The following is an 11426-nucleotide window of genomic DNA, read 5'->3' as shown; positions in this document are numbered from 1 at the left end:
AACTCGACCACCTTGGCACCCCACAAGAACTCACCGCGCCCGACGGCGAAATCGTTTGGTCCGCCCACTACCGCGCCTACGGCCAAATCGCGAAGCTGGACGTCAATACCATCACTAACCCGCTGCGCTTCCAGGGCCAATACTTCGACCCGGAAAGCGGGCTGCACTACAACCGCCATCGCTACTACAATCCGGACGTTGGTCGCTACCTGACGCCTGATCCGGTGAAGCTGGCGGGCGGGCTGAACGGATACCAGTACGTGCCTAACCCTACGGGGTGGGTGGATCCGTTGGGGTTGAACACCTGTCCCGGAGGCGATGGATGTAAACCGGAAACTAAGGCTGAAGATCCAACAAAAACGGCAGCCGTTGATACAGGGGAGCCTAAGCAGCCGAAAAAACAGGATAGGGAGTACCTTTATCGTGGAGATAAAATACACCCAAATGAAGTTTTTCGAGACGGTTTCAAAAGCAAGGGCGACAGTAACGACTTATACTTACACGCTCTTGACAGCAACAACCCACCAAGCAACTTTATAAGTACATCTCCTTTAAAAGTTGTAGCAATTGATTTTGCAACTAGATACGGCACACGAAAAGGATTCCTCTACGCATTAAAAAAGATACCTGGCCATGACTTAAATAAGGAATTAGGAAAACTGGTACCTTTTGACAATGAAGCAGAAATTTCAATACAGAGTAAAATTGACACAAAAGACATCTTGGGTGTTACACCCATGAAACGAGATGGCAGCTATGTAGGCTATTCACTTCCAAATCCAAACCGGAAAATAAAATGAAGACTAAAAATATTAAAGCAATAATAAACAACAAAAAACAGGACGTGATATTCCAATATGATTCTGCGCATATAAAATTAAAATTTTCCGAAGCCGATGACTTTAAAAAAATCTACACCGGAGAGGACATGTATATTTGCCTAGCAAAAGTGAGAGTCGACTTCCCTCACATAAAGTTTCTTTGCAAAGGTGCAAAATTAAACGTCAGACCCTCAAGTATGGCTTCACAAATGAGTGGCGGGATGGTCGCATATGAGCTGACCATGGGAAAACGTCCAACGCGAGAAGATTTAGTTCATATATTTGAATATGAGGAACACAATATTACAAATGACCCCAACGAACAAAATGACTTTTATAATCGCTGGCTAGATTCAATAGGTGCAACCAAAGATTAAAACTTAAAATCGAGTACAAATACAAACAACACGGACAAAAAATAACCATAAAAACAAAGACAAATGACCCGCAAGAACAAATTGCTTTTTTTAAACGCTGGCTCGCATCGTTAGGTGCCGAAAGATATGAAGATTTCAACTAATCTGCTAGGCATGCCTCACCTACTTACCAGCGTACGTACCTTACGATGACAGACTAAAGGCCTTTTGAAATGGTCAGCCTACTCGGCAAATCCCAGCATGTTTGGCGCCTACAAAATCGCCATCGCAGGCAAGCCAGCTCCCACAGTTAACCGGTGTCCATCAACAAAAGGTCCGCCATCCGTACTCACCCCACCTGCTGCAACCGCCCAGCCCGAAAATCCTTCGGTGACACTTCAAACTGCTTCTTGAACGACCGACTAAAGTGCGCCGAATCCGTAAACCCCCACTTATACGCAATCGACGTAATCGACTCACTGCGCAAAAACGGGTTGGTCAGATCATCCGCACTGCGCTTCAACCGCGCTCGCTGGATGTACCGGCACACGCTGTCATCCTGTTCCTCAAACAACCGGTACAAATGCCGCACCGAGATGTTCAACCGACTCGCCAACCCCACCGGGCTCAGCCCTGGCTGGGTCAACGATTCATCAATCACTTTCTGCACATAGCTGCGCAGATTGCTGCCCTGCAACCCGCCACAATCATCGCGTTCATCATCCTCTTGCTCAAACGCCGAGCCCAGCAGCGAGACAAACGCCGACTGCAACGCCTGCCCCTCACCCACCGCGCCTTCGCCGCTGAGCGCGTCCTTGCAGAGTTGGTCCATCAGCACGTGCAACATGCGCCCGCAGGCTTTGCTCGAGGAGATTTTGCCGAAGGTCTTGGGCTGGTTGCCAAGCTGTTTGCACACCTCTACGCGGGACAAGGACAGGGACGCGTGTTCGATCAGCCCGAACGGGGTGATGTCGATGGAACCCACCGAGTCCATCAACAGTAATTCGCCGGGGGCAAGTTGCACGCTCTGGCCGTTTTGGGTGATCTGGCAGTAGCCGCTGCGCTGGCTGACGAGGAAGCAGTTCTGGTCGTCATCGTGGTCGGCGCGGGTTTTCGGGCGTTTGATCAGGCCCGCGTTGGTGCGCAGGTTGGCCAAAGGCAAACCGCCGCGGGAAAAGGTGGTGATGCTGCCGATGAACAGCGAGCGGTTGAAGGCCAGTTCTGTGTCGAAGTGACCGCAAACCGCGCGCAGATCCCGGGTCCAGCGATCCAGCCCGTCTTGCCCTATCTGTTGCATGCTCATGGTTGTTTCCACCTTGGCTTTTTGTTTTTGTCGGGCAATAGTTAACATGTTATCTATATGCGCGCAACAAGTACGTGTCTGCCAAGGTGGTTGCACTATTGATGCCAAATCCCGCGATCAGTGGGCCTGTAATGCGCGCTGGAAACCGCTCAGAGCGTCCAGCAACCAGGCGCGCTGGATGCTGCTCAAGGCGATATAGCGCCGGAACGCCGGCATGCGGTTGACCACCTCGCTGCCGCCCATATGCTCAAGCCGCACGCACCACTGCTGATCCGCCAGGTCGATGCGCAAACGCTTGAAGTCCAGCGGCATCAGGGCCCGATGCAATGCACTGCCCTCCTGCAATTCAGTTTGCAGAATGCTTAATAGCGCCTTGTCTCCCGACCGCTGCCGACAGCGGATTCCGGTGCGTCGAACGGCCCCGGTGTGGTGCAGTTCGAAGCTCGCCGTGCCCTGCTGCGAGGCAGGGATGCGCAGGACGAATTCGGTCATCACCAGGTGCATCAACAGCTGGGATTCGGTGCGCTCCACGATCTCCAATTGCAACCCGAGGTCGCCCAGGGCAACCCGGGCCGTGGTCGGGCCGCACACCTCATAACCGGCCAGGCCAAGGTTACGTCGCAAGTGCTCCAGCGTAACCCCGGGCCGATACCCGGCAGGCGCGCGCCGGGCGCTGAACAGCTCAGACAGTTTTTGCAGCATGGCTGACATACCCGTTGTGGGACTGACCCGGCTCATGGGCGAACTCCTTGGCCAACACCTCTTCCACCGAGGCAGGCTTGAATGGATTGACCTTCTGCACCACCAGGGTCCAGAACAGCGCGTACGCCGCCGTGCACCCGAGCATCACGCCAAAGGGGATGTAGATGTCGGCAGGGTTCATGCCCGGCGGGGTGATAAACCACATGCCCAGCAGGATGCCGATGCTCGACAGAATCTGCGGCAGCGGGAAGAACGGCGAACGATAAGCGCGAGGCAGATCCGGCCGGCGAATCCGCAAAATCACCACCGACAACGTCACCAGCAGGTAAGCAAAACTCCAGGCACACACCGCCGCCAGCACCAGGTGCATGATGTTGTCGGTGTTGCCCCCCAGGTACAGCGCGTGCAGGCACGGGATCAGCATCGCCACCAGGATGCACAGCAGCGGCGTCTTGAAGCGCGGGTGCAGGTAGGTGAAGACCTTGGGCAACGCGCCGTCGACCGCCATGCCATACAGAATCCGGGGCACGCCGGCCATCAGGGTGTTGATGGTCGCAGCGCCGGCAAACAGAAAGCCGATGCCCAGCCACATCGGGCCGATGCTGCCCATCACCTGCTCGGCGAATTTCGGGATGGCCATCGGCGTGTCCAGCAGGTGCACGCCGCCCGCCGCGTCGATCAATACGTTTTCCACCTGGCGCTTCATCGCGGCGCCGTAGATGAACATGCAGGTGGCCACGCCCAGCAGCCCCAGCACCATCGCCCTGGGCATGACCTTGGCCGAGTTGCGCAGGTCCGGCGCCAGCGGCGTGACGAATTCGCAGCCAACGAACATGAACATCGCCATGCCCACCAGCGACAGGATGGTGATCAGGTCGGTGCCCACCAGGGACTCACCGAACCAGCCGTCCAGTTGCACCGCCGGGGCCGCGATCAGGCCCAGCACGCCGAACACCATCAAGGTGGTCCACATGCCGAACGTGAGGATGATCTCCGCCCGGCCGAACGCACTGACACCAAACGCATTCAGTACCCCGAACACGATCACGAAACCCACTCCCAGCAACCACGAACCGCCGGCAGATTCCGCCAGGGTGTTGAGGTGTTCGAAGTTCACCAGCGCCATCACCCCGGACAGGATGGTTTCGGCGGTGCCGGCAAACACATGCACGATCAGGTACGCCGACAAGGTGCCGGTAATCGCGAAGAACCGGCCCATGCCGCAATTGATGTAGTCGTAGACCGAGCCGGTGGTGGGCAGGATCGAGGCGGCTTCGGCGAAGGTGGTCGCCTGGGCCAGCATCATTACCACCGCGATCAGCATCGCCACCGCGAAGGCGCTGCCGCCGATGCCAAACCCCATGGTCGCGGTGAGGATCACCGGGCTGGCCATAATCAGGCCGATGGTGCTCGCCAGCGCCGTGGGAAAGCCCACCGTGCCGCGTTTCAGGTGTTCGGTGAGCCGGTCGTTGATCGACATGGTGCGGATCCTCAAGAAGCGGATTTTTAGAAGTATTGGCACTCTGCGCCCCGCCCTGGCTGATCGTCTTGCTCCTGGCTGCCGCCGGTTTTGTTGCTGCCTGCCACCGCCGCGCCGCTGGCGGCCTGGGACAATTGCCTGGCACGCAGGGGAAAGACTTGGCCCGGCGGCGCTCGCCCTAATGCTCCCTCAATTCACCTTGCTGGGGACTATAACAATGCAACACACACAACAAATCCGTCACCTGTACAGTGCCATCAGCCTGGGCATCGCCCTGACACTCATCGAGTCATCGGCCCAGGCCTTCGAGCTGTATGCCGATGACGACACCCACGTCACCGGCAACTTCCTGGCGGTGTACGGCCTGTTCAACAGCCGCAAGAACTACGACGGCACCACCGGCGGTTCAACCTGGCGCGAAGGTTTCATCAAGTATGGCTTGAGCATCGACCAGCGCTTCGGCGCCCTGGGCAGCGTGTATGGCACGGCCAACCTGGTCAGCTCCGGCACCTGGGGCGACGGCGACGCGTCCGGCGTGACCACCGGCAGCGAGCGCACCACCAAGTTCGACGAAGCCTTCGCCGGCTGGCGCTCGGGGGAGCTGTTTCCGGCATTGGGCAAGGAGGGTGTGGACCTGTCGTTCGGCCGCCAGGTCATCATGCTCGGCGACGGTTTCATCATCAACGACGACGGCCCGAACCTCGGCAAGGGCGTGGGCGACGGCAAGTTCAACCGTGGCGGCGCCTACTACATCGCCGCGCGCCATGCTTTCGATCAAACTGCCGTGCTACGCCTGGGTGGCAAGGACGGCGTGCATGGCAGCGTGATGTGGATCAAGTCCGACAACCGCGCCCAGGCCAACACCGAAATGGCCGCCGGTACACTGGACTACACCGCTGCGCCCGGCACCCTGGGGTTGACCTATATCCATGGCATCAGCGTTGACGACCGCTACGCCAATGACCTGCAAAAACAGCGTGCCGGCATGAACATCTACAGCCTGCGGGGCGCCGGCAATGCCGGGATCGAGAACGCGCACTTTTCCTTTGAATACGCCTGGCAGGACAAGGACGCCGGCCCGGAGAAAGCCTGGTACACCGAGGGCGGTTATACCTTCGCCGCACTGCCCTGGTCACCGGACCTGACCTACCGCTACAGCCGCTACTCGAAGAACTGGGACGCGATGTTCTCGGGCTTCAACCGTGGCTACGGCACCTGGGTGCAGGGTGAAGTGGCGGGCAATTACTCGGGGCCGTTCAATACCAACACCGAGGTGCAGCATGTGGCGTTGAAGGTCAAGCCGCTGGACAGCGTCACCCTGGGCGCGCTGTTCTTCGACTACAAGACGTTGAGCAAGGGCGGCATGCTCAACCTCGATGGGCGCGAACTGGACCTGTACGCGGAGTGGGCGGTGAACGAACACCTGATCGTCACGCCGCTGCTGGGTTTGTACAAGCCCAACAAGGATGAGAGCAACGGCGGCAATCAGGTGGGTGGCAATGGCACCAATCTCTATAGCCAAGTCACCGTGGCCGTGCCGTTCTAGCGCAAATCCAATGGGCTGATGAGGACCAAATGTAGGAGCTGGCTTGCCTGCGATGGCATCACCGCGGTGTCTCTGATGTACCGAGGTGTCTGCATCGCAGGCAAGCCAGCTCCCACATTCAAGCGGCGTCAGTCCTCTAGAGAGGCGTTCGCCCTACGGTTGCCGCTCTTCGATCCGCGCATACGCCCCCTGGTGATAGAGCAACGGCGCACGACCAAAATCATCAAACGCCACCACCTTGCCGATCATGATCCAGTGATCACCACCATCCACTTGCTGGTACTTCTCGCAGTGAAACCGCGCCGAGCAATCGGCGAAGACCGGCGAGCCGCCCTCCCCCGGTTCGAATTCGATTTCGGCAAAACGATCATCCCTGGGCCGGGCAAAGTTGTTCGACAGGTGGATCTGGTCGGCCGCCAGCACGTTGACCGCAAAATGGCTGGCCTGCTCGAACACCTCGTGGCTGTTGGAGCGTTTGTCGATGCTCCACAACACCAGCGGCGGGTCCAGGGACACCGAGTTGAAGCTGTTGGCGGTAACGCCGACCTTGCGCCCGCTGGCATCAGCGGCGGTGACCACGGTGACGCCGGTGGCAAAGTTGCCCAGGGCCCGGCGAAAGGCACGTGGGTCGAAACTGTTATCAGACATGCAAGACTCCCGGACTGCATCAACGCGCAGTCCTGATTGTTGTGATGGCCGGGTCGGCGTCAAATCATGCTCGGATCAGGCTCAAGCCCCATCAGCTCGCGCCCCAGAATCTGCGCGCACACGTCGTAGTCGGTGTAGGCGTGGGCGCCGGTCATATGGGAATCGCGGAACAGGCGCTGCATCTCGTTGTGCTCGAACCACGCATTGCCACCGGCGGCCTCGAACAAGCGGTCCACCGCCTGGATGCACATCTTGGTGGCGTACGCCTGGTTGGTGCGCCAGAACGCCAGGGTCTCGCGGCTCGGGTAACGGTGCTGTTCGCTGTGCTCAGCGTGTTCCTGCCAGGTCTTTTCCAGGAACGCCCGGGCAGCGGCCACCTGGTGCGTCGACTCGGCCAGGCGCATCAACGCCGGGGTCGCGGCGCCCACCGCCGCACCGGTGTAGGCACGCACGCGGGTCTTGGTTTTTTCGCGGAACACCTCAAGCATGCGCTCGGCCACGCCCAGGCTGACGGTGGAGAAACCACTGGCGAAATACGGCCGGTACGGCGAGTAGAAAATCTTGCTGTCGGGGTACAAACCAAAGCCGGCGGACTTGCCTTCCATCATGTCCCGGGCTTTCTGGATGCGGTGTTCGGGCACCAGCACGTTGTCGATGATCAGGGTCTTGGTGCCGCTGCCTTTCATGCCGGCAGCGAACCAGTCATCGCGAATCTGATAGTCGCTGCGGGGCAGGACCGCGAAGCAATAGTCCTGGGTGCCCTCGGCGTTTTTGCGACGGAAGCCGACAATCGCCCACTCGGCGTGATCGCAACCGCTGCTCCAGCCCATTTCACCGCTGAACAGCACACCGCCTTCAACCTCTTCGGTACGGCCAAACGGCGCGATGCTGCTGCTGGCGGTGGCATTCGGGTTATCGCCCCAGACTTCCTGCTGCAGCTTGGCGGGAAACAGCGCCAGCTGATGGCTGTGGGTGCACAACAGGCTCATGGCCCAGGCGGTGCTGGCACAGGCGCCGGCCAGCAAGGCAATGCAGTCGGCAAATTGCGGCAGGGAGATTTCCATGCCGCCAAAGGGTTTGGGTTGAAAGGCACGGTGCATGCCGATGCTCTTGAGCAGCGCAATGTTCTCGTCGGGGACTTTGCGGTCCTGCTCGGCCTGGAAGGCGTTGGCAGCGATGGTCGGCAGAATCGCCTTGAGGTCTTCGAGGAGCGGGTTTGGCTTTTTCATGGACGGCCCTGCTTATTATTGGATGTCCGGCTGGCGTTCAAACTCAACGAACGGCGCTGGATGTGGGGCCAGTATGGAGCGGGCAACACCCGCGGAAAATGCACCTTCCACAGCCAAGATTGCACTTTCCACAGGCCTGGCAGCCACAGACATATCGCCCGGCAGGCACAGACAAGCCCGGCTCGCCCAGGCTGGTTAACCTCGGGCTTTTGCGAGCAGGAACATCCCATGAGCGATATTGCGCTGCTGCCTGAAGTCCACGCCTTCCTCCGTCGAAACCATGCCTTGTTTATCGACGGCGGCTACGTGCCAAGCCATTCCAGCCAGACCCTGGACGTGGTCAACCCGGCCACCGGCGAAGTGATCGCCCAGGTGGCTGACGCCGACCTTGCCGATATCGACGCGGCGGTGGAATCCGCCCGGCGCGGCTTCCGCCAATGGTCCCAAGCCGCACCGGCGACACGCGGCAACGTGCTGCTGAAACTCGCCGACCTGCTGGAGCAACACCGCGAAGAACTGGCCCAGATCGAAACCTGCCAGTCGGGCAAGATCATCCAGATTTCCCGGGCCTTTGAAGTGGACCAGGCCGCGCACTTCCTGCGCTACTACGCCGGCTGGGCCACCAAGATCAGCGGCCAGACCATCACCCCGTCGCTGCCCTCCTTTGCCGGCGAACGCTACACCGCGTTCACCCTGCGCGAACCGGTGGGCGTGGTGGTGGGCATAGTGCCGTGGAATTTCTCGACCATGATCGCCATCTGGAAACTCGCCTCGGCGCTGGTGACCGGTTGCAGCATCATCATCAAGCCCAGCGAGTTCACCCCGCTGACCATCCTGCGCATCGCCGAACTGGCCATCGACGCCGGCCTGCCGGCGGGCGTGCTGAACGTGTTGACCGGTGGCGGGCACGTGGGCCAGGGCCTGGTGGAGCACGCGGGCACCGACAAGGTCTCGTTTACCGGCTCGGTGCCCACCGGCATCGCCGTGGGCCGCAGCGCCATGGGCGCCGGGTTGACCCGGGCGACCCTGGAACTGGGGGGCAAGAATTCCGCCGGGTTCCTGCGGGATATGGACCTCGACAAGGCGGTCAACGGCATCATCGAAGCCGGCTTCCTGCACTCCGGCCAAATCTGCGCGGCGGCCGAACGCTTCTTCGCCCACCGCTCACAGATCGAGCCGATCATGGACAAGCTGGCGCAACGCCTGAGCCAGCTGCACATCGGCTCGCCCCTGGATGAGCGCACTGAATTCGGCCCGGTGACCAACCGCCAGCACCAACAGAAACTCGAATGGTTTTTTGCCAAGGCCCGCGCCGAGAACAACACGATTGTCCACGGCGGCAAGCTGATCGACCGCCCGGGCTGCTATGTGGAGCCCACCGTGATTCTCGCCAACACCATCAACGACACCCTGCTCAACGAAGAAACCTTCGGCCCGATCGCCACGTTCTTCCCCTACGACACCGAGGAAGAACTGCTGGAACTGATGAACAACACGCCTTACGGCCTGAGCGCCAGCCTCTGGACCAACGACTTGAGCAAGGCCCTGCGCATGGTACCGGCGATCAACGCGGGCACGGTGTGGGTGAACATGCACACGATGCTCGACCCGGCGGTGCCGTTTGGCGGCAACAAGTCTTCGGGAGTGGGCCGTGAGTTTGGCGGGGCCTTTATCGAGGACTACACCGAGCTCAAGTCGGTGATGATTCGCTACTGATAAACCGGGCGACCGATCGTTCCCACGCAGAGAGTGGGAACGATCGGCGTGGGAGTGATCGCGAGCCTGCTGACAAACCCGCTCTCCTGACCAACCGCTCCCACACTGGATTTATGTTGCCAGTTGGATTTCGGATGTGATCAGGCCACCGGACACTCCCGGTTCAGCGCCTCATCCACCAACAACTGCGCCATCTCCACCAATTGCACCACTGCCAACACTTGCTTGCGGCTGGCCCCATCAAGATGCTCGGCACAGTCATAGGCGCTGACAGCCGCCGATTCAAGAATCTCGCTGGCATTACACAAGGCGACTTCGGTGCTGAGGCCGGCACGTACGGAGAATAGTTTGTCGGAGGACGGAGGCGAAGCGGCAGGTTCTGAGTTGAGGTCGTAGTGCTTGAATGCGCGCTGGGCAGCATCGTGGAATTTCTGGTCGTTCAAGTAATGCGGCGGGTTGGGCGAGACCTTTTTCATGGTGAAGCTCCTCTATGAGTAAGCACCTCCACGCTCGCTACCACACGATTAAGGAGGCGACTGTACACGGGGTGGTAGACCGGTCATAGAAACCCGGCAGGCCGAAGCCTCCCATGCACAGCCGCCACAAAGCAGCCCGCACAAAAAAACGCCCTTGAGCGTTTTGGGATCTATGAAATAGCCGGGCTACCACACCCGTTCGCTGAATTGGCAGCGACCCGCGAAGGTTAGCGGCGAGAAGGACTGGAAGCAACCTGAAATCTGTGTGGGAACGGTCTGCGTAGGAACGGGCGATACCGCTGCCGGCGTATGCCCATTGTTGATCGTTCCCAGGCTCCGCGTGGGAATGCATACCGTGACGCTCCGCGTCACCCTCGCGCAAGGCTTCAATGTCGCGTCGGCAGAGGGACGCGGAGCGTCCGAGGCGGCATTCACACGCAGAGCGTGGGAACGATCAAACGGCTCAGTGAGCGGCCCATCAATATGCAGGTCAGTAGCGGATACAGCCAGGTGCCTTTTAAATACCTGTACAAGTTTATAATTTTGTACAAGTATCAGGTATCGAAGCTTCCGCTGTATCACGCCCGCTCGGGGAGACATGCAATGACCCGTCTATTGGTTTCACTGGCCTTGATCCTCGGCCTGTGCAGTTGCGGCAGCGTTGACGTCAAACACTATGCCGACCAGCAACCGCAGCTGGACCTGGTGCGTTTCTTCAGCAAGCCAGTTAAAGCCTGGGGCATATTCGAGAAACGCTCGGGCGAAGTGGCCAAGCGTTTCGAGGTGAATATCGCCAGCCACCGCGAAGGTGAAAACCTGATTCTCGACGAGCGCTTTGTTTACAGCGACGGCACTCGCCAGCGGCGTGTCTGGACCCTCACCCCCGATGGCCCGGGCCATTGGCGCGGGCGGGCGGATGATGTCGTCGGTGAGGCCAAGGGCGAAGTGGCCGGCAACGCATTGCGCTGGCGCTACATCCTTAACCTGCCGGTGGACGGCTCCGTGTACGAAGTAAGCCTCGACGACTGGATGTACCTGATGGACGAAGACACCCTGATCAATCGCTCCAGCATGTCCAAGCTGGGCATCGAAGTGGGCCAGGTGACGCTGTTCTTCCGTCGCCAGTCTTCGCAACCCTGACCGGCAAGG

10 protein-coding genes and 1 pseudogene are annotated in these 11426 nt (G+C 59.4%); 5 read left to right on the top strand and 6 right to left on the bottom strand.

What is annotated here, in order from left to right:
* Both HX875_RS31135 and HX875_RS31130 read left to right on the top strand, forming a co-directional pair.
* Positions 1–800, top strand: an 800-nt coding sequence (locus HX875_RS31135; protein WP_177048708.1) for an RHS repeat-associated core domain-containing protein, incomplete at its 5' end; no start/stop codon positions are given.
* Positions 797–1198: a hypothetical protein gene (locus tag HX875_RS31130; protein WP_177048706.1), complete on the top strand. Its 402-nt coding sequence runs from the start codon at positions 797–799 to the stop codon at positions 1196–1198. The genes HX875_RS31135 and HX875_RS31130, both read left to right, overlap by 4 nt.
* 328 nt (positions 1199–1526) lie before the next feature.
* Here the strand turns inward: HX875_RS31130 and feaR are convergent, their stop codons facing one another.
* From feaR to HX875_RS31115, 3 genes are all read right to left on the bottom strand, one after another.
* Positions 1527–2480, bottom strand: a complete 954-nt coding sequence (feaR, locus tag HX875_RS31125; RefSeq protein WP_177048704.1) for a transcriptional regulator FeaR — start codon at positions 2478–2480, stop codon at positions 1527–1529.
* Between the two features lie 117 nt (positions 2481–2597).
* Positions 2598–3182: a DUF3156 family protein gene (locus HX875_RS31120; RefSeq protein WP_177048702.1), complete on the bottom strand. Its 585-nt coding sequence runs from the start codon at positions 3180–3182 to the stop codon at positions 2598–2600.
* Positions 3163–4662: an APC family permease gene (locus tag HX875_RS31115; RefSeq protein ID WP_177048700.1), complete on the bottom strand. Its 1500-nt coding sequence runs from the start codon at positions 4660–4662 to the stop codon at positions 3163–3165. The genes HX875_RS31120 and HX875_RS31115 overlap by 20 nt, the downstream gene beginning before the upstream one ends.
* Before the next feature lie 217 nt (positions 4663–4879).
* On the opposite strand from HX875_RS31115, the gene HX875_RS31110 reads away from it, so the two are divergent.
* Complete coding sequence (locus HX875_RS31110; protein WP_177048699.1) at positions 4880–6208, top strand: hypothetical protein; 1329 nt, start codon at positions 4880–4882, stop codon at positions 6206–6208.
* A gap of 171 nt (positions 6209–6379) precedes the next feature.
* Here HX875_RS31110 and HX875_RS31105 read toward each other — a convergent pair.
* Positions 6380–6856: pseudogene (locus tag HX875_RS31105) on the bottom strand (flavin reductase family protein); the annotation flags it as partial.
* Positions 6857–6915: 59 nt separating this feature from the next.
* Positions 6916–8085, bottom strand: a complete 1170-nt coding sequence (locus HX875_RS31100) for a p-hydroxyphenylacetate 3-hydroxylase oxygenase component (RefSeq protein ID WP_177048697.1) — start codon at positions 8083–8085, stop codon at positions 6916–6918.
* A 228-nt stretch (positions 8086–8313) separates the two neighbouring features.
* Between HX875_RS31100 and HX875_RS31095 the strand changes: the two genes are divergently transcribed.
* Complete coding sequence (locus tag HX875_RS31095; RefSeq protein ID WP_177048695.1) at positions 8314–9801, top strand: aldehyde dehydrogenase family protein; 1488 nt, start codon at positions 8314–8316, stop codon at positions 9799–9801.
* Between the two features lie 140 nt (positions 9802–9941).
* Here HX875_RS31095 and HX875_RS31090 read toward each other — a convergent pair whose 3' ends face one another.
* Complete coding sequence (locus tag HX875_RS31090; protein ID WP_177048693.1) at positions 9942–10277, bottom strand: DUF6124 family protein; 336 nt, start codon at positions 10275–10277, stop codon at positions 9942–9944.
* A 603-nt stretch (positions 10278–10880) separates the two neighbouring features.
* Between HX875_RS31090 and HX875_RS31085 the strand changes: the two genes are divergently transcribed.
* Positions 10881–11417, top strand: a complete 537-nt coding sequence (locus HX875_RS31085) for a DUF3833 domain-containing protein (protein ID WP_177048691.1) — start codon at positions 10881–10883, stop codon at positions 11415–11417.
* Positions 11418–11426 lie beyond the last annotated feature (9 nt).

Source organism: Pseudomonas yamanorum, assembly GCF_013386765.1.
Lineage (GTDB): Bacteria > Pseudomonadota > Gammaproteobacteria > Pseudomonadales > Pseudomonadaceae > Aquipseudomonas > Aquipseudomonas yamanorum_A.
This window is presented reverse-complemented; position numbering and strand designations above follow the sequence as displayed.

Excerpts from the sequence above, each read along its gene's own strand:
- HX875_RS31115 (WP_177048700.1), bottom strand. The coding sequence starts at position 4,662 with ATGTCGATCAACGACCGGCTCACCGAACACCTGAAACGCGGCACGGTG.
- HX875_RS31100 (WP_177048697.1), bottom strand. The coding sequence starts at position 8,085 with ATGAAAAAGCCAAACCCGCTCCTCGAAGACCTCAAGGCGATTCTGCCG.
- HX875_RS31085 (WP_177048691.1), top strand. The coding sequence starts at position 10,881 with ATGACCCGTCTATTGGTTTCACTGGCCTTGATCCTCGGCCTGTGCAGT.
- HX875_RS31110 (WP_177048699.1), top strand. The coding sequence starts at position 4,880 with ATGCAACACACACAACAAATCCGTCACCTGTACAGTGCCATCAGCCTG.
- HX875_RS31095 (WP_177048695.1), top strand. The coding sequence starts at position 8,314 with ATGAGCGATATTGCGCTGCTGCCTGAAGTCCACGCCTTCCTCCGTCGA.
- HX875_RS31090 (WP_177048693.1), bottom strand. The coding sequence starts at position 10,277 with ATGAAAAAGGTCTCGCCCAACCCGCCGCATTACTTGAACGACCAGAAA.
- feaR (WP_177048704.1), bottom strand. The coding sequence starts at position 2,480 with ATGAGCATGCAACAGATAGGGCAAGACGGGCTGGATCGCTGGACCCGG.
- HX875_RS31120 (WP_177048702.1), bottom strand. The coding sequence starts at position 3,182 with ATGCTGCAAAAACTGTCTGAGCTGTTCAGCGCCCGGCGCGCGCCTGCC.
- HX875_RS31130 (WP_177048706.1), top strand. The coding sequence starts at position 797 with ATGAAGACTAAAAATATTAAAGCAATAATAAACAACAAAAAACAGGAC.